The organism is Pseudomonadota bacterium (genome assembly GCA_039196715.1).
GTDB lineage: Bacteria > Pseudomonadota > Gammaproteobacteria > CALCKW01 > CALCKW01 > CALCKW01.
This window is the reverse complement of sequence record JBCCUP010000007.1, coordinates 77170-94536: the sequence shown is the minus strand read 5'-3', so window position 1 is coordinate 94536 and position 17367 is coordinate 77170. Positions and strand designations below refer to the sequence as shown.

16 protein-coding genes are annotated in these 17367 nt (G+C 66.0%); 9 read left to right on the top strand and 7 right to left on the bottom strand.

Features of this window, described 5'->3' with window-relative positions:
• Positions 1 to 102 precede the first annotated feature (102 nt).
• Together cysZ and AAGA11_04935 are read left to right on the top strand one after the other, a co-directional pair.
• On the top strand, positions 103 to 921 hold the full coding sequence (cysZ, locus tag AAGA11_04940) for a sulfate transporter CysZ (GenBank protein ID MEM9602185.1): 819 nt from the start codon (positions 103 to 105) through the stop codon (positions 919 to 921).
• Complete coding sequence (locus tag AAGA11_04935; protein MEM9602184.1) at positions 918 to 1745, top strand: peptidoglycan DD-metalloendopeptidase family protein; 828 nt, start codon at positions 918 to 920, stop codon at positions 1743 to 1745. Before cysZ ends, AAGA11_04935 begins: the two co-directional genes overlap by 4 nt.
• Positions 1746 to 1747: 2 nt before the next feature.
• Here the strand turns inward: AAGA11_04935 and AAGA11_04930 are convergent, their stop codons facing one another.
• On the bottom strand, positions 1748 to 2842 hold the full coding sequence (locus AAGA11_04930) for an AI-2E family transporter (GenBank protein MEM9602183.1): 1095 nt from the start codon (positions 2840 to 2842) through the stop codon (positions 1748 to 1750).
• 95 nt (positions 2843 to 2937) lie between these two features.
• Between AAGA11_04930 and AAGA11_04925 the strand changes: the two genes are divergently transcribed.
• Positions 2938 to 3759, top strand: a complete 822-nt coding sequence (locus AAGA11_04925; protein ID MEM9602182.1) for an alpha/beta hydrolase — start codon at positions 2938 to 2940, stop codon at positions 3757 to 3759.
• 31 nt (positions 3760 to 3790) lie between these two features.
• Here the strand turns inward: AAGA11_04925 and AAGA11_04920 are convergent, their stop codons facing one another.
• The 4 genes from AAGA11_04920 to tsaA form a co-directional block, all read right to left on the bottom strand.
• Positions 3791 to 4975, bottom strand: a complete 1185-nt coding sequence (locus tag AAGA11_04920) for an AAA family ATPase (GenBank protein ID MEM9602181.1) — start codon at positions 4973 to 4975, stop codon at positions 3791 to 3793.
• 51 nt (positions 4976 to 5026) lie between these two features.
• Complete coding sequence (gene djlA, locus AAGA11_04915) at positions 5027 to 5875, bottom strand: co-chaperone DjlA (protein ID MEM9602180.1); 849 nt, start codon at positions 5873 to 5875, stop codon at positions 5027 to 5029.
• A gap of 12 nt (positions 5876 to 5887) precedes the next feature.
• Complete coding sequence (locus tag AAGA11_04910) at positions 5888 to 6544, bottom strand: DUF2959 family protein (GenBank protein MEM9602179.1); 657 nt, start codon at positions 6542 to 6544, stop codon at positions 5888 to 5890.
• 119 nt (positions 6545 to 6663) lie between these two features.
• Complete coding sequence (tsaA, locus tag AAGA11_04905; GenBank protein ID MEM9602178.1) at positions 6664 to 7398, bottom strand: tRNA (N6-threonylcarbamoyladenosine(37)-N6)-methyltransferase TrmO; 735 nt, start codon at positions 7396 to 7398, stop codon at positions 6664 to 6666.
• A 69-nt stretch (positions 7399 to 7467) separates the two neighbouring features.
• Here tsaA and AAGA11_04900 point away from each other — a divergent pair, with 69 nt between their 5' ends.
• The 6 genes from AAGA11_04900 to AAGA11_04875 all read left to right on the top strand — a co-directional run bounded on the left by AAGA11_04900 (position 7468) and on the right by AAGA11_04875 (position 14566).
• Positions 7468 to 9369 carry an ATP-binding cassette domain-containing protein gene (locus AAGA11_04900; GenBank protein ID MEM9602177.1) on the top strand — a complete coding sequence of 634 codons (1902 nt, stop codon included), beginning with the start codon at positions 7468 to 7470 and terminating at the stop codon, positions 9367 to 9369.
• 97 nt (positions 9370 to 9466) lie between these two features.
• Complete coding sequence (locus AAGA11_04895; GenBank protein MEM9602176.1) at positions 9467 to 10561, top strand: ABC transporter ATP-binding protein; 1095 nt, start codon at positions 9467 to 9469, stop codon at positions 10559 to 10561.
• 88 nt (positions 10562 to 10649) lie between these two features.
• Positions 10650 to 11726: an ABC transporter substrate-binding protein gene (locus AAGA11_04890; GenBank protein ID MEM9602175.1), complete on the top strand. Its 1077-nt coding sequence runs from the start codon at positions 10650 to 10652 to the stop codon at positions 11724 to 11726.
• Between the two features lie 64 nt (positions 11727 to 11790).
• Positions 11791 to 13044, top strand: coding sequence for an ABC transporter permease (locus tag AAGA11_04885; protein MEM9602174.1), 1254 nt, complete (start codon positions 11791 to 11793; stop codon positions 13042 to 13044).
• A gap of 3 nt (positions 13045 to 13047) precedes the next feature.
• Positions 13048 to 13956: an ABC transporter permease gene (locus AAGA11_04880; protein MEM9602173.1), complete on the top strand. Its 909-nt coding sequence runs from the start codon at positions 13048 to 13050 to the stop codon at positions 13954 to 13956.
• 136 nt (positions 13957 to 14092) lie between these two features.
• Positions 14093 to 14566 (top strand): hypothetical protein, encoded by a 474-nt coding sequence (locus tag AAGA11_04875; protein MEM9602172.1) that lies wholly within the window; start codon positions 14093 to 14095, stop codon positions 14564 to 14566.
• Between the two features lie 63 nt (positions 14567 to 14629).
• Here the strand turns inward: AAGA11_04875 and glnT are convergent, their stop codons facing one another.
• Positions 14630 to 15943 (bottom strand): type III glutamate--ammonia ligase, encoded by a 1314-nt coding sequence (glnT, locus tag AAGA11_04870; GenBank protein ID MEM9602171.1) that lies wholly within the window; start codon positions 15941 to 15943, stop codon positions 14630 to 14632.
• Between the two features lie 99 nt (positions 15944 to 16042).
• The gene (locus AAGA11_04865; GenBank protein ID MEM9602170.1) at positions 16043 to 17359 is read right to left on the bottom strand and encodes an FMN-binding glutamate synthase family protein; all 1317 of its coding nucleotides are present in this window, start codon (positions 17357 to 17359) and stop codon (positions 16043 to 16045) included.
• Positions 17360 to 17367: the final 8 nt, after the last annotated feature.

Genomic DNA, 17367 nt, shown 5'->3' with positions numbered 1-17367 from the left:
CGAGCCAAGCGGGCAGCGGTGGCGCTCGGCCCTCGTATTCTACCCGCTCGCGACCGGTAACACACCTGCCGCGGTGGCAACCCCCAACACAGGAGACACAGGGTGTTGAGCGGTCTTTCCGCCGCGGCCGGCGGTGCACGGTATTACAAACGTGGGATCGGCCTGATCGCCCAGCCCGGCCTGCGCCGCTTCGTGGCGCTGCCGTTGGCGGCCAACACGGTGTTGTTCGTGTTGTTGGTGGGTTGGCTGACGCGCCAGGTGGACAGCGCCCTGGGCTGGCTGACCGGCAGCCAGTGGATGCAATGGCTGGCGGGCATCGAGGCGCTGGCGTGGCTGGTCCCGGTGGTTCAGGGCCTGCTCTGGCTGCTCTTCGGCATCGGCGTGCTGATCGCCATATTCTACGTGTTCGCGCTGCTTGCCAACGTCATTGCAGCCCCGTTCAACGGCCTGCTCGCCGAGCGTGTCGAAGCACACCTGCGCGGCAGTGCCCCTGCCGATGCACCGGTGGACTGGTGGACCTTTGTCGCGTCTGCACCGGCCACCGTGCTCGGCGAACTCGGCAAGCTGCTCTACTTGGCTGGCTGGTTGCTGCCGTTGCTCGCACTGACGTTCATCCCGGGCCTCAACCTCCTCGCCTCGGTCGCCTGGCTGGGCTTCAGCGCCTGGCTGGTCAGCCTCGAGTACGTCGACTACCCGATGGCCAACCACGGGCACCGCTTCAAAGCGGTTCGCCAACGGCTTCGGCGCCACCGCGCGACCGCGCTGGGTTTCGGCGGGGTGGCTACACTTGCCCAGACCATTCCGCTGGTGAACCTGATCGCCATGCCAGCGGCGGTGGCCGGGGCGACGGCCCTGTGGGTGGAGCAGCTCGACACACCCCTCGACACCGGCGCCCCTGAACACATGGAGTCCCAGACATGAGCATTCGGTCCCTTTCTCGCCAGTCCACGGGCCTGGTCGCACTGGCCCTCAGCGGCCTGCTGTCGGTCAGCGCCTGGGCCGCCCCGCGGGCGCAGCACACCCCGGGCGGGGTGGCGGTGATACCGCTCGGCGAGCAGGCGGCGCGCCCCGAGGTGCGCTACGAGGGTGCACGGGTCTTCACGATCCGGCACGAAGACGGCTGGTATGCCTATGTCGGTATCCCACTGGATGCCCGAACCGGCCGCCACGACATCAGCGTCAACGGTAAGGTGGAGCCGTTCAGCGTTGCTGACAAAGCCTACGAAGAGCAACACATCACGATCACAAACACGCGAAAAGTCGACCCCAACGAAGACGACCTCAAGCGCATTCGCTCAGAGCGTGGCAGGAAAGTCGCAGCGAAGACACGTTGGACCGACGAGTTGCTCGGCTTCGATTTCATCACGCCATTGGCGGGGCCGCGCACCGGCGACTTTGGCGTGAAGAGGTTCTTCAATGGCAAAGCCAGAAACCCGCACAGCGGCTTGGACATCGCCGCCCCCAGCGGCACGCCGATCGTCGCACCCGCCGCCGGCACCGTGATTGAACTGGGCGACTTTTTCTTCTCGGGCAACATGGTCTACCTCGACCACGGTCAGGGGTTGATCAGCCTGTATGCGCACATGAGCAAGATCGATGTCGCCGTCGGAGACCAGGTCGAACAGGGCGCGAAACTTGGCGAAGTCGGGTCGACTGGACGCTCGACTGGCCCGCACCTGCACTGGTCGGTGGGGCTGAACGGCACCTGGATCGACCCGGCGCTGTTTCTGCCTGTGCCGGACTGAGTTCAGTCGGCCTTGGCGTCGTCGATGTCGCTCTGCGTGCGAAAGCCCGTGGCGGGCAACCAGGCCTTGAACTCGACACCGTAGATGTGCCAGACGGTCACGAACAGGGCGCCGACGATCGGACCGATGATGAAGCCGAGGAAGCCGAACATGGCAAGCCCGCCCATGGTGCTGAAAAAGATCATCAGCTCGTGCAACTCGGTGTCGTTGCCCACCAGTTTCGGCCGCAGCACGTTGTCCAGGCTGCCCACGACCACCGCACAGAAGAGGCCGAGGCCGATGCCGGAAATCACCTCGCCCGTGGCCAACAGGTAGAGGGTCGCCGGCACCCACACCAGCGCGGTGCCGATGCCCGGTACGACCGAGAGCAGCATCATCGCAATCGACCAGAACAGCGCGCTCGGCAAGCCGACCAGCGCGAAGGCGATGCCCGCGAGTCCGCCTTGCAGAACGCCGATGACCACGGTGCCCTTGATCGTCGCCCGGGTGACCGAGGTGAAGCGGTTGAGCAGCAACTGCTCGTCGTGGTCGTCGAGCGGCAGGTAATACAGGATGCGCTTGAGCAGCTTGTCGCCGTCGATCAGCAGGAAGAACATCGCGTACACCGCAATGACGAGCTGCAGCACCATGTTCACGGTGCCGATCGTGACCGACTGCAGCAGCTCGACGGCCTTCTTGCTCGCCGACCCGAGCACATCGGTGAGCTGCGAGATCACGACCTCGCGAAACGGCAACAGGGCCTCGTAGAACGGCAGGTACTCGAGCACCCGTGACACCGCGCCCGGCTCGGCAACCCAGCGGATCAGCGCCGCGAAATTGTCCTGCAGGAGCACCGCCTGCCCGACCGCCGCCGAGCCGACCAGGAGAATCGGAACGAACACGAAACACAACGCCACCAGCACCGTGGCGAGCGAGGCCAGGGCCTCCCGCCCGGCCAGTCGTCTGCGGGCGCGCAGGTAGAACGGGTGAAACACCGCGGCAAACAGGCCCGCCATGAAGATGACCATGAGGAAGTCGGCGATCATGGTCAGGAACAGCGCCGAGATGAGTGCGGCCACGAGGGCGAGCACGACCTTGTTGATGGTTTCCTGTTTCATCGAATCGGGGTCGGGTGTCTGCGGATCGCCGTACGATTGAGCCCACACTTTGCCACGATGCGCGATACTTTGCCGAACTCCGAGACACCGACAACATGGACTGGGACACCGCCTACGACAACAGCGCCGCCGTGCCGGGCAGTGCTGCGTTCTTCGACCGCTGGACCCACGACGCCGCCGCGTTCAGAGCGGCGTGGCCGGACCGCGGGCGCACCGAGCTCGACATCCCCTACGGAGACCACCCGCGCCAACGGCTGGACCTGTTCTGGCCGGCGGGCACGGCGCCGCGCGGGCTGCTGTTCCACGTGCACGGCGGCTACTGGATACGGACCGACAAGTCGGTTTGGTCGCACTGTGCTCAAGGCGCCCTCGAACGCGGCCTGGCGGTGGCTGTGCCATCTTACCGCCTGTGCCCCAACGTCTCGATCGCGTCGATCACCGCCGATGTGGCGAACGCCTTGGCCCTGGCGGCCGAGCGGATCGAGGGCACCGTGCTGCTCAGCGGCCACTCGGCTGGCGGCCACCTGGTTTCCCGGCTGTTGTGCCGCAACGTTGCGCTGCCCGAGGCGACTGCCGCGCGCATCGCCGCGGCGCTGTCGATCAGCGGCCTGCACGACCTGCGTCCGCTGATCCACACCCCCCTGAACCCCACGCTGCAGTTGTCGGTGCCCACCGCGCGCGCGGAGAGCCCGGCGTTGCAGGAGCCGCGGGCCCACACCCGGTTGCACGCCTGGGTCGGTGCGGACGAATTGCCGGAGTTCCGCCGCCAGGCACAGCTGCTGCCGTTGATCTGGGCTGGCCAACTTGCACACGCAGACCACCACGCCGTGGCGGGTGCCCACCATTTCAACGTGATCGACGGCCTGATGCAGCCCGACAGCGCGATGCTCGCGACACTGCTGCAACACCTCGACTGAGCACACCGAAGCGCGGCGCACCGCGGCCGAATCAGCCTCCCGGCCACCGCCAGGGCGGGGCGTCGAGGTCGTGTAGCCCGTGCACGCAGGTCTCGCCCTGTTCGGTGACCAACTGCAAGACGGTGCCGTCGGCGCGGGCCTCGAGCGCCCGCACCAGCGCCGCCGCGTGGGTGACAACAAGCACCTGAACCGGGCACTGGCTGATCAGACGAGCGAGCGGCGCCATGAGATCGGGGTGCAAACTGGTCTCGGGCTCGTTCAGCACCAGCAGGGACGGCGGGCGCGGGCTGAGCAGCGCGGCGAGCAGCATGAGGTACCGCAAGGTGCCGTCGGACAGCTCAGCCGCGGCGAGCGGACGCAGCAGACCCCTGCGCTGCAAGACGAGGTTGAACAGGCCGCGATCGACCGTGACGCTGACGCTCGCACCCGGGAACGCGTCGTCCACCGCGTCGTGCAGGGCCTCGGCGTCGCCGATCTCGATGACCGTTTGCAACGCCGCTGCGAGGTCCGAGCCGGAATCCGACAGCACCGGGGTGCGGGTGCCGATGTGCGCCGCGCGCGCCGGTGCGTCCCGGTCGGTGCGCAGGTGGTCGTAGAAGCGCCAGGACCGCAGGGTACGTCGCACGCCGTCGAGCTCCGCCAACCCGCCGTCGGTCGCGCTGTCGAGGACACTGTCGTGGCCGGACAGCGACGGCGCCACCACCTGCCAGCGCCGGCCCTGACGCGCGCGGGCCATCGGCCCGGTGCGCTCAACCAGGGTGCCGGCAGGCCGCAACAGCGGCCCGTGAAACACCGATTCGTATTTGATCTCCGGGTCGAGCGCGAACGCCGTCGGCCCGAGCGCACCCGGCACCGGCACACCGAGCTCCAGCGCGTAGCCCAGCGTGTGCTCCGTGGCGGCTGTCGCGAAACCGAGCTTCACCCGAACCGGATCGCGTCGCACCGTGCCCTGCACCGGCAGCCCCCGTTTGTGCAAGGCCGCACCGCCCTGCTCCGGGCCGGCGAACAACACCGATTGCAAGCCGCCCTCGTTGGCGAGACCGGCAATCAAGCCGTTCCGGTGGCCGCCTGACGCGGCACTGGCGAGCAGACGCAGGCCACGGTAGACGTTCGATTTGCCCGTGCCGTTCGCGCCCGTCACCACCGTCAAGGGCGCCAGAGGCAACACCAGCTGGCGCAGCGAGCGGTAGTTGGCAAAAGCCAGCGTCGTGATCACGGGCGGCCCGTGCCGTATCGAGCCGGGCCGCGCCGTCGATCGGGCTCGCCCTCAGAGCCCGCGCGCATCCTTGATCACATCGTAGGCCCGCTGAATCTCCTGCGAGCGTTCGGTGGCGGCCTGCACCATGTCCTCGGGCACCCCCTGACCGATCAATTTATCGGGGTGGAATTCGCTGATCAGTTTCCGGTAGGCCCGTTTGACCACACTGTCGCTGTCGTCGGGCTTCACACCGAGCGCCTGGTAGGCCGCATCCAAACCGGACACGCCCCGCGCTCCGCCCCCAGCGCCGCCGGCTCGCGAACCGAAGTGATCCTGTCCGCGGGTCATGGCAATGAGCTGCTCGAGCGCGAAGGCCGAGAATCCGAGGTCGGCGCCGATGCGCCGCAGCAACTGCTCCTCCGGGCCTTTGAACTCGCCGTCGGCCAACGCGACGTCCATCAGGTACACCAACAACAGCTGGCGCAAGTGCGGCGAGCGGCCCACCGCGCGCTGAAAGCGCTCGAGCGCCACATCGACATCAAACTGCGGATCGGCCCCCTGCTTGAACAGCGAGATCGCTTCCCGCCGCCGCTCGGCCGACATGCCCAGCTGTGCCATGAACGCCTCGGTGTGGGCCACTTCCCGTTCGGAGATGCGCCCGTCGGCCTTGGCGAGCCGACCCATGAGCTGGAACACCGTCTCGAGGAACACGCGCTGCCGGCTCTCACCCGGCCGAGCACGACCCACGCCGGGACGCCACCCCTGCCCCGCGCCGACACCTGCCCGCGCGGTCCCGGTCGGCTTGCCGACAACGGATCGGGCGATGAGGGACGTGAGAAACCAACCGACCACCGCCCCGATCCAGCTGCCCGAAAACTGGTACCCGACCAGTGCGCCGACGATGTTCCAAAGAAACACGCCGCCGACTCGCTAGCGCTCGAGGCGCTCGGCGAAGCGCGTGGCGGCGTCTATCGAGCGCTGCAGGTCCCCGGTCAGGCGTTCAAGGTCACCCTGCAAGGACAGAAAGCCCGAGACCTGGGATGCCGTCAACTCGCCGTCGACGGCGTCGAGCCCGCGCATGCTGTCCTCGACCGTGCTGAGCACAGGCGCGATGCCGGCCTCGGCACCGCGCATCGCGCCGATCAGGCTGTTGTAGGCCTGACGCGTTTCGGCCAGCTCCTGGTGGTCATTGGAGCGCTGTGTCGAACTCGCGGTGTTGATCAGCTCTGCCTCCCATTCACTGAACAGCGCCTGGCTGACATCGTCCACCTGGTCGATGTGGGCGCGCACGGTCGAGGCGGTCCGCGCCGCGTTGCGGTAGGCGACACGCAGGCTCTGGACTTGCCCGGCGGTGTCGACCGTGCCGTCGAGTGCACTCGCCAGCGGTGCCGAGGCACGCGCAACCGCCTCGAAGCGGTCAAAGGCCTGCTGTTGGCTGTCGCGCGCCCGCTCAACGCGGGTCTTGAGGATATCGCGCTTCTGGTAGCCCAGCGTCTCCCACACACTGTAGTAGGTCGTCGCACACCCGGTGACCAGGCTCAGTGCCATTACGGCCAACACCCAGACCCGGCTGGCTCTCGCGTTCATCACAGTCTCCGAAGACACTGGGCCGCGCGGCGTCGGTGAGCGACCCAAACAGTTCATGGTATCAGAGCGCAGCGGGCGCGCCGGGTTGCCAGCTGGCCACCTCTGCACGGGCCAGCCGGTCAGACGGATGCCGTCCGCGGGTCCGCGTCCTCGATTGCGACCACCTCGACCACACCCGCCTCGGGGTAGCGCCAGCGCACGCGCAGGCCGGCAATCTCGGTGGCGTAGACGCGCTCGGCCTGACGCTGGTAAGCCGGGCGGGCCTCGAAGCGCAACACGTCTTCGAGCAGCGCGCGGCGGCCTGCGGCGGCGACCGGGTCGAGGCGATGGAGCCGGTCCAGGGCGTCGTCCACAAACCGGACACGGCGGGTGTCGGGGGGGGCGGGGGACACTGCGTTGTGCGCGCCGGCCGGTGCATCCGCCCACGGCAGGTAGGGTTTGAGGTCCAACACCGGGGTACCGTCGACCGCGTCCAGCCCGCAGACATGCACGCCGGCGGGCTCGAGCGACGCGATGCGAACCACCGACAGGCCAATGCCGTTCGGGCGGTGGGTGGCGCGGGTCGCGAACACCCCGAGGCGGCGGTTGCCGCCGAGCCGCGGTGGCCGCGCCCGGGTCGCCGCGCGCGCCGACCCGATCTGGTGAAACTGGAACAGCACCCAGAGGTGGCTGATGCCGTCGAGGCCGTGGAGTGCGTCGCGCCAGTCGGGCTCAATGCGGATGAACGACGTGACGCGCTCGGAAAACCCGCTCTGCCTCGGCACCGCGAATTTGCTCGGGAACGGCGACTCCACCACCCCGACGACGGTCAGCGACACGGCACCACCGCCGTTGGCCCAGGTGCCGCGGTGCACGCCTCGACCGGGCGCAAACCAGTCCGTATGCTTGCGGCATTCCCCGCCCGGACGACACCCCGCTCCACCATGATCCGCGCTGACAACCTGTGCATCCGACGCGGTCCGCGCGAACTCATCCACGCGGCGACATTCGAGCTGTATGCCGGCCAGCGCATGGGGCTCACCGGTGAGAACGGGTCGGGCAAGAGCACGTTGTTGGCCACCATGCTGGGCGCTCACGAAGCGGATTCCGGGTCGCTCAGCATACCGCCCGACTGGGTGATCGCACACGTGGCGCAGGACACCCCCGCCGTGCAGCGCAGCGCGCTGGACTTCACCCTCGACGGCGATGCGAACCTGCGTCAGGTGCAGGCGCGCCTGGCCGACGCCGTGGCGGCAGGCGACGACGCGGCACAGGCACACTGGCACGCGCAACTCGACGCCCACAACGCCTGGGATGCCGAGGCCCGCGCCGCGCAGTTGCTCAGTGGGCTCGGCTTCGAACCGGCGGACAGCGACCGCGCGGTGGCGGATTTTTCCGGCGGCTGGCGCGTGCGGCTGAACCTCGCCCGCGCGCTGATGTGCCCCTCCGACCTGCTGTTGCTGGACGAACCCACGAACCACCTCGACCTCGACGCCATCGTCTTTCTCGAACGGTGGCTGCAACGCTACGCGGGTGCGCTCGTGTTGATTTCGCACGACCGCGAGTTCCTCGACGCCACGGTCGACCGCGTCGCCCACCTGCAGCAAGGCAGCCTCCGCCTCTACACCGGCAACTACAGCGAGTGCGAACGCCAACGCGCCGAGCAGGACGCCCAGTTGGCGCACGCGCGCGAGCGCCAGGCGCGGCAGCGTGCCCACATGCAGGCTTTCGTCGACCGCTTTCGTGCCAAGGCCACCAAGGCGCGCCAGGCGCAGAGCCGGCTCAAGGCGCTGGCCAAGCTGCCGGACATCGCCGCCGCGCAGGTCAGCAGCGGTTTCAACTTCGCGTTCGACACGCCAGTCAAGCTGCCCGAACACCTGCTCAGCCTGCACGACGCCAGTGTGGGGTACGCGGACGCCACGACGCTGTCGGACCTCACGCTGCGGATCGGGTCTGGCGATCGCCTTGGCCTGATCGGGGCCAACGGGGCGGGCAAGTCCACGTTGATCAAGGCACTCGCCGGCGTCGACACCGTGCAGCTCAGTGCAGGCACCCGCGAGCAGCACATGCACTGCGACATCGGCTACTTTGCCCAGCACCAGCTCGAGCAACTGCGCGACGACCAGACGCCGGTGCAGCACATCGCCCGGCTCGACCCCGCGGCACGCGAGGCCGACATCCGCAACTACCTCGGCCGCTTCGGCTTCGGCCAGGACAGCGCGCTCGGGCCGGTCGCGCCGTTTTCCGGCGGGGAGCGCGCGAGACTGGCGTTGGCCTGCGTGATCTACCGCGCGCCCAACCTGCTGCTGCTCGACGAACCGACCAACCACCTCGACCTGATGGCCCGCGAGTCACTCGCGCTGGCGCTGCAGGACTTCGCCGGTGCGGTCGTGCTGATTTCCCATGACCGCCACCTCTTGCGCAGCTGCTGCGACGACTTCCTGCTGGTGGACGCGGGGCGGTGCGCGCCCTGGCTCGACGACCTCGACGCCTTCGCGCAGTGGCTTGGCCAACGGGCCAACCCACGCACGGCGACGGCACACCCGGCGGCCGGCTCCCGGCGCGAGGAGCGGCGCGAGGCGGCTCGCCGGCGCGCTGCACTGCAACCGTTAACCAAACGCATCGCCGACATCGAGCGGCGTTTGGAAGCCGTACAATCGGAGCGGGCCGAGGTCCAGCGGGCGTTGGCCGACCCGGCCCTGTACAGCACCGGTGACAGCAGTCAGGTCGCCGAACTCGGTGCCCGGGACACCGCACTGAAAGCCGAGATCGCCGAATTGGAACAGAAGTGGTTGACCGAGCAGGACGCGTTGGAATCGCTGAACCAATCGGTGGCCGACCCTTGATTCAAACCGTGCATGTGTGCTCGAATCGGGCCATTGACCGGCAGTCAGACCCCGCGCCGGTGCGAAGACCACACTTCCGAAAGAGCGTCCCGCGTACATGACCTCAGGCCCAAGCGGCGACACATTCGTCGAGTTCGAACGTGTCCAGAAGAGTTACGACGGCGAGACCCTTGTCGTTAAGGATTTGAACCTCGCGATCGGACGGGGCGAGTTCCTCACGATGCTCGGACCCTCGGGCTCCGGCAAAACCACCTGTCTGATGATGCTCGCGGGTTTCGAAACCGCGACCCACGGCGAGATCAAACTCGGTGGGCGCGGTATCAACAACATCCCGCCGCACAAGCGCGGCATCGGGATGGTGTTTCAGAACTACGCGCTGTTTCCGCACATGTCAGTGAACGAAAACCTCGCCTTCCCACTGCAGGTGCGCGGCCAGTCGAAGTCCGAGATCGAGACCAAGGTCAAACGCGCGCTCGACATGGTGCAGATGGGTCCGTTCGGCAACCGCCGCCCGGCGCAGCTGTCCGGTGGTCAGCAGCAGCGCATCGCAGTTGCGCGCGCGCTTGTGTTCGACCCCGAACTCGTGCTGATGGACGAGCCACTCGGCGCACTCGACAAGCAACTGCGCGAGCAGATGCAGTACGAGATCAAGCACATCCACGAAAACCTCGGCGTGACAGTCGTCTACGTGACGCACGATCAGTCCGAAGCCCTGACGATGTCAGACCGGATTGCCGTTTTCAACGACGGCGTCATTCAGCAGCTCGCCGATCCCGAAACCCTCTACGAGCGCCCCGAGAACTCCTTTTGTGCGCAGTTCATCGGCGAGAACAACAAGCTCGGCGGGCAGATCATCGCGATCGACGACGACACCGCAACCGTGCAGTTCGACGACGGCGCCACCTGCAAGGCCCTGGCGGTCAACTGCGGCGGCGTCGGTGAGCGCAGCCTGCTGTCGATCCGGCCCGAACGCGTCAGCATCGGCAGTGAGAGCACGCCGGACGCGGTCAGTGCGCGCGTACTCGAACTGATCTACCTCGGCGACCACATACGCTGCCGCATGGACGTGCACGGACACAACGAGTTCATCGTCAAGGTGCCGAACGCGGCGGGTCACGCTCGACTCAACGTCGGCGAGACCGTTCACCTGACCTGGGAGCGCGAGGACTGCCGCGCGCTCGATCTGATTTAGCGACATCGCTATAAACCGAGCCGTGTCCGAGCCCCGGGGACCTGCTCGTCACACACCTACCGAGGGCAGAAAACGGATGGAAATTACCATGAAACTGAAACAACTCGCCTTTGGCGTCGCGACAGCGATCACTGCGGCCACCGCAGCGCAGGCCGCCGACACCATCACGGTCGTGTCCTGGGGTGGTGCCTACACCAAGTCGCAGGTCGAGGCCTACCACAAGCCCTGGATGGCCAAGACCGGCAACACCATCATCTCCGAGGACTACAACGGTGGTCTGTCTGAAGTGAAGTCGCAGGTCGAAGCCGGCAACGTCAAGTGGAACGTCGTCGACGTTGAATACTCCGACGCGGTCCGCGGCTGTGACGAAGGCCTGCTCGAGCCGATCGACCACTCCGTTCTGCCGGCAGCGCCGGACGGCACATCAGCGGCCGATGACTTCATCGCAGGCGCTCTGCCCGAGTGCGCGGTGTCGAACATCGTCTGGTCAACCATCTTCGCCTACGACACGAGCAAGACGTCCGGCGTTGAAGGCATTGCCGATTTCTTCGACCTGGAGAAATTCCCGGGCAAGCGCGGCATCCGCAAAAACCCGAAGGCCAACCTCGAAATGGCCTTGATGGCCGACGGCGTGCCCGCGGCTGAAGTCTACGACCTGCTCTCAACGCCCGAAGGTGTCGACCGCGCTTTTGCCAAGCTTGACTCGATCAAGAGCGAAGTGGTCTGGTGGGAAGCCGGTGCACAGCCGCCCCAGCTGCTGGCCGACGGCGAAGTGGTCATGACCACCGCCTACAACGGCCGCATCTTCAACGCGGCAGCGGGCGAAGGTCAGCCCTTCGAAGTGAACTGGGACGGTCAGATCCTCGACTTCGACCTGTGGGTCATCCCCAAGGGTGCGCCGAACATGGAAGCCACCATGGACTTCATCGCGTTCTCGACCGACACCCAGCGCCTGGCGGATCAGGCTACCTGGATCGCCTACGGTCCGGCACGCAAGTCCTCCGGTGCCCTCGTTGGTCTCTACAACGACGGCAAGACCGAGATGGCACCGCACATGCCGACCGCCGAAGCCAACCTCGCGAATGCGCTGGTCAACGACTTCGAGTTCTGGGCAGACAACCAGGACGAGTTGAACGAGCGTTTCAACGCGTGGCTCGCGCTCTAAGCTCGACGAGCTGACCGATGGGGCCGGGCACTTGCCCGGCTCCCATCCACTGCCCAGGGATCCCATGAGCGACACCGCCCCTTCGCCTGTACTCGCTGCCGACGGCACCCCGTTGAAGGCGCGCTTGGCGCGCGCGATGTTTCGGCGCAAGTTGGACGCGTTCCTGCTGGTGTCACCGCTGCTGATCTTCCTGGCGGTGTTCTTCATATCGCCGATTGGCTGGTTTCTGGCCAAAGGCTTTCACGACGACCTGTTCGCGACCGAGATGCCGAACACGACGGCGGCGCTCGCCGACTGGGACGGGTCGACCGAACCGACCGAGGCGCAATATGCAGCCCTGGTACAGGACCTTGTCGAGACGCGCAAGAAAAAGACCATAGGCAAGGTCGCCACCCGCGTGAACCGAGAGCTCAGCGGTGCCCGCTCGCTGTTCACGTCCTCGGCGCGGCGCGCGGCAAGACTCGAGGCGCCGTTCAAGGACAGCCTCGTCGCCGTCAAGAAAAAGTGGGCCGACATCGAAGTGTGGCAAGCGATGAAAGCGGCATCGCGCACCTTCACGGTCGGTTACTACGCCAACGCACTCGACCGCAAACAACTCGCCGACGGCTCGATCGTGATGCAGCCCGAGCAGCGTCGCATCCACGTGAAGTTGTTCCTGCGCACCCTCGAAATTTCCTTGCAGGTGACGGTATATTGCCTGCTATTGGGCTACCCGATCGCCTACCTGCTCGCCACCCTGCCCAACCGCACGTCCAACCTGCTGATGATCCTGGTGCTACTGCCCTTCTGGACTTCGATCCTGGTGCGCACCACAGCCTGGATCGCCATGCTGCAATCACAGGGGGTGCTGAACGATCTGTTCGTGTTCTTCGGTGTTGCGGCGGACGAGGCCCGCTTCTCGATGATCTACAACAAGCTCGGCACCCTGATCGCGATGACGCACATTCTGTTGCCGTTCATGGTGTTGCCGCTCTACTCGGTGATGAAAGGCATCCCACCGTCCTACGTGCGGGCGGCAAAGAGCCTCGGCGCCACCAACTGGACTGCGTTCTGGCGTGTCTACGCGCCTCAGACCGTCCCCGGCATCGGCGCCGGCGCGATCCTGGTGTTTATCGTCGCGATTGGCTACTACATCACGCCGGCCCTGGTCGGCGGGCAAGACGGGCAGATGATCTCCAATTTCATCGATTTCCACATGCGGCGATCGCTGAACTGGAACCTGGCCGCGGCCCTCGGGACGGTGTTGTTGGGCGTGGTGTTGATCCTCTACTGGGTCTACGACCGCATCGTCGGCATCGACAACATGAAACTGGGTTGACCGATGAGCGGATTGCCTCCCTACGCCGGCCTCGGTGAACGCATCTGGTACTACACCTTCCGGGTGATCTGCGGCCTGATTTTTCTGTTCCTGATCACGCCGATCCTGATCGTGATGCCGTTGAGCTTCAACGTGGAGCCGTATTTCAGTTTCACGCCGGGCATGCTGAGCCTGAACCCCGAGGCCTTCTCCACGCGGTGGTATCTCGACATCCTGCAGAACGGCATGGCCAACCCCGATGCCACCGAGGGTTGGTGGGCTGACGCCTGGGCGAACTCGCAGTGGGTGCGCTCAATGAAGAACAGCTTCTACATCGGCACCCTGTCGACGCTGATCTCGACCGCCCTCGGCACGCTGGCCGCGGTCGGCCTGAGCCGGTCCGAGATGCCGTTCAAGAACGGCATCATGGCGCTGCTGATCTCGCCGATGATCGTGCCCCTGGTGATCACCGCGGCAGGCGCCTTCTACGCGTTCAGCCAGTTCAACCTTGCCTACACCTACACCGGGCTCATTCTCGCCCACGCGGTGCTCGGCATTCCCTTTGTCATCATCACGGTCACGGCGACCCTGGTGGGTTTCGATCAGAGCCTCGTGCGTGCCGCGCAGAGCATGGGCGCCAACCCGGTGACGACCTTCTTCAAGGTGCAGATGCCGTTGATTCTGCCGGGGGTGATCTCCGGCGCACTGTTCGCGTTCATCACAAGTTTCGACGAGGTGGTCGTGGTCATCCAGATGGCCGCTGCCGAACAACGGACCATTCCGCGCCAGATGTTCTCCGGCATCCGCGAACAGATCAGCCCAACCATCCTCGCGGTGGCGACGGTACTGGTGATCATCTCGGTCGCGCTGCTCGCCACACTCGAGCTGTTGCGCCGTCGCTCGGAACGCTTGCGCGGCCTCTCAGCCAGCTAGATCCACATCAACCGCACCCTCGGCGTCGCCCGTCTCACCCGGGCGCGACGCTGCGGTGTGCGTGGCGCGTTTCCTGCGTCGTGCTTGGCAACAACTGCATGGATGCAGTTGGCACACCTGTCCAGGAAGGAGCCGTGTGAACCTGTTTGCTTCCCAAGCCGCGCATACCCCGCCCCGCGATGTGCTGCTGACCGTCGCCACGGTGGCTGTGCTGATCGGCGCCGTGTGGTTACCGAAGTCCGATCGCAACGACCTCGACTTTGCGCTGTCCACCGGCGGGGCCGCGACCGTGCCCGCCGCCAGTGCCCTCGTGCACGGGCAGCCTGTGCACCTGCGTGTGACGCTGGCGTCGCCAGGCGTGCCGGTCTTCTACTCGTTGTGTCACCGCTTCGACCACACCACCAACGCCGAATCACCCTACCGCATCGACTACACACAGTGCCCGGTCCAGCGCACCCAGGTCGCGCTCAGCGAGTCGCTGAACATCACGGTGCCGGCTGACGCCAGTCACCTGATCGCCGAAGTGTGGCCACTCGACGCCGTGCAGGACCCCCACTACCGCATCCTGAGCCTGTCGGAATCGGGCTCGTTGGAACTGCGTATCCGCTAACGGTTGCGGCAGGCCACGCCGCCCAGTCAGGGCGGCACGGTCTGCGGCGGCGCGGGCGGCCGATCAGCAGTCGAGCGTGTTGGCCCGCTCCCAGTCACTGAGGTGCGCACAGTAGGCGTGCCATTCCTGCATCTTGAGCTTGACGAAGGCGTCGACCAACTCGTCGCCGAGGCCCGCGCGCAGCCGTTTGCTCTTGTCGAGCGCCCGCAACGCGTCGAGCAGGTTCAACGGCAAGCGCTTGGCACCCCGCGCCTTCTGCGGTTCGGCGTACATGTCGTTTTGCTGCGGCTCGCCTGGGTTAAGCTCGTTGGCAAGACCGTCGAGACCAGCGGCCAGAAAGCCCGCCTGCATGAGGTAGGGGTTGGCGGCACCGTCCATCAGGCGCAACTCGAAACGGCCGTCATCCGGCACGCGGATCATGTGGGTGCGGTTGTTGCCGGAATAGGTCACGGTGTTGGGCGACCAGGTGGCGCCCGAGCGCGTCACCGCCCCGTTGATGCGCTTGTAGCTGTTGACGGTCGGGTTGAACAGCGCACAGAGCGCCTCGGCGTTCTGCACGATGCCGCCGAGAAACGCGTAGGCGGTCTTCGACAGCCCCAGGCCGCGCGCGTCCTTCTTGTCGAGAAAGAGGTTCTTTTTTCCACCCTTATCCCACAGTGACACGTGGGCGTGGCAGCCGTTGCCGGTCAGATCGGCAAAAGGCTTAGGCATGAAGGTGGCGCGCAGACCGTGGTTTTCGGCCAGGGTCTTGACCATGTACTTGAAGAAGACATGCCGGTCAGCAGTGCGCAGCGCATCGTCGTAGTCCCAGTTCATCTCGAACTGCCCGTTCGCGTCCTCGTGGTCGTTCTGGTACGGACCCCAACCGAGCGCGATCATCGCGTCGCAGATTTCCCGGATAACCGGGTAGCGGCGCATCAAGGCCTGCTGGTCGTAACACGGCTTGCTTTGTGTGTCGTCGGGGTCCGAGAGTGCCGTGCCGTCGGGCGAGACCAGAAAGTACTCGCACTCGACGCCGGTCTTCATGCGCAGACCCTGTTTCTTCGCGGCCTCGAGTTGCGCTTTGAGCGCAACACGCGGGGACGCCGCGACCGGTTCGCCGTTCATGTAGAGGTCGCTCGCCAACCAGCCGATTTCCGGTTGCCAGGGCAACTGGATGAGGCTGTCCGGGTCGGGCACGCCGAACATATCGGGGTGCGCAGGTGTCATGTCCAACCACGCGGCAAAGCCGGCAAACCCGGCCCCCTCCTTTTGCATGTCGCCAATGGCACGGGCGGGCACGAGCTTGGCGCGGAGGTTGCCGAACAGGTCGACGAAGCTGATCAGGAAGTACTGAATACCGCGGCTTTTGGCTTCTTTGCTGAGATCGGTTGCCATGGGGTCATCCTCGCAATGGGGGTGTGCGTTTGCCTTGCAGCACCCGGGGTTGACAGACGCGACACCGTCGGTACAACACCGCCGACATCTCGAATTTTTTCACAAGCGTGAACCCGGCACCCAGTCGGTGCCGGCGAGGGGCACACCCGCCATCGCTGCCGCCTCGATGCTCAGCGCCGCCAGGTCTTCGCGCTCGAGGTTGTGCACATGCGACTTGCCGCACGCACGCGCAATGGTCTGCGCCTCGAGATTCAACACGTTCAGGTAGTTGGCCAATCGCCTGCCAGCGACTTCCGGGTCCAGGCGCGCTGCAAGTTCCGGGTCCTGGGTGCAAATGCCGGCAGGGTCGCGCCCATCCTGGTAATCGTCGTAGAAACCGGCGCTGGTGCCGAGCTTGTTGTATTCGGCTTCATACTGCGCGTTGTTGTCACCCAGTGCAATCAGCGCGGCGGTGCCAATGGAAACGGCGTCCGCGCCCATCGCCAAGGCCTTGGCGACGTCAGCTCCGCTGCGAATGCCCCCGGAGACGATAAGCTGGACCTTGCGGTGCATGCCGAGTGCATCGAGCGCCTCGACGGCCTGACGCACCGCTGGCAGGGTCGGAACACCGACGTGCTCGATAAACACGTCTTGCGTGGCCGCCGTGCCGCCCTGCATGCCGTCGACGACAACCACATCGGCGCCGGATTTGACCGCCAGCGTGACATCGTAAAAGGTGCGCGCTGCGCCGACCTTGACGTAGATCGGCGTTTGCCAATCGGTGATCTCGCGCAGCTCCTGGATCTTGATCTCGAGGTCGTCGGGGCCGGTCCAGTCCGGGTGCCGACAGGCACTGCGCTGGTCAATTCCCGCAGGCAGGTCCCGCATGCCTGCGACCCGATCCGAGATCTTCTGTCCGAGAAGCATGCCGCCGCCACCCGGCTTGGCCCCCTGACCGACGACGATCTCGATGGCGTCGGCCTTGCGCAGATCCTCCGGGTTCATGCCATAGCGGGACGGCAGGTACTGGTACACCAGGTATTTGCTTTGCCCCCGCTCTTCCGGTGTCATACCGCCATCGCCGGTGGTGGTGCTGGTGCCCATGAGCGAGGCACCCCGGCCAAGCGCTTCCTTGGCCTGAGCCGAGAGCGCACCGAAACTCATGCCGGCGATCGTGATCGGAATGTCGAGGGTAATGGGCTTCGACGCGAAACGGTCCCCGAGGGTGACACGCGTGTCGCAGCGTTCACGATAGCCTTCGAGCGGGTAGCGCGACATGCTGGCACCGAGGAACACCAGGTCGTCGAAACAGGGCACCCGGCGCTTGGCGCCAAAACCGCGGATGTCGTAGATGCCGGTGCGTGCGGCGCGCTCGATCTCGGCGATCACCGGGCGACTGAAGGTCGCCGACTCGCGCATCCAACTGTGGTCCACCATGCCTGCTT

Excerpts from the sequence above, each read along its gene's own strand:
- AAGA11_04935 (MEM9602184.1), top strand. The coding sequence starts at position 918 with ATGAGCATTCGGTCCCTTTCTCGCCAGTCCACGGGCCTGGTCGCACTG.
- AAGA11_04930 (MEM9602183.1), bottom strand. The coding sequence starts at position 2,842 with ATGAAACAGGAAACCATCAACAAGGTCGTGCTCGCCCTCGTGGCCGCA.
- AAGA11_04925 (MEM9602182.1), top strand. The coding sequence starts at position 2,938 with ATGGACTGGGACACCGCCTACGACAACAGCGCCGCCGTGCCGGGCAGT.
- AAGA11_04910 (MEM9602179.1), bottom strand. The coding sequence starts at position 6,544 with ATGAACGCGAGAGCCAGCCGGGTCTGGGTGTTGGCCGTAATGGCACTG.
- AAGA11_04900 (MEM9602177.1), top strand. The coding sequence starts at position 7,468 with ATGATCCGCGCTGACAACCTGTGCATCCGACGCGGTCCGCGCGAACTC.
- AAGA11_04895 (MEM9602176.1), top strand. The coding sequence starts at position 9,467 with ATGACCTCAGGCCCAAGCGGCGACACATTCGTCGAGTTCGAACGTGTC.
- AAGA11_04890 (MEM9602175.1), top strand. The coding sequence starts at position 10,650 with ATGAAACTGAAACAACTCGCCTTTGGCGTCGCGACAGCGATCACTGCG.
- AAGA11_04885 (MEM9602174.1), top strand. The coding sequence starts at position 11,791 with ATGAGCGACACCGCCCCTTCGCCTGTACTCGCTGCCGACGGCACCCCG.
- AAGA11_04880 (MEM9602173.1), top strand. The coding sequence starts at position 13,048 with ATGAGCGGATTGCCTCCCTACGCCGGCCTCGGTGAACGCATCTGGTAC.
- glnT (MEM9602171.1), bottom strand. The coding sequence starts at position 15,943 with ATGGCAACCGATCTCAGCAAAGAAGCCAAAAGCCGCGGTATTCAGTAC.
- AAGA11_04865 (MEM9602170.1), bottom strand. The coding sequence starts at position 17,359 with ATGGTGGACCACAGTTGGATGCGCGAGTCGGCGACCTTCAGTCGCCCG.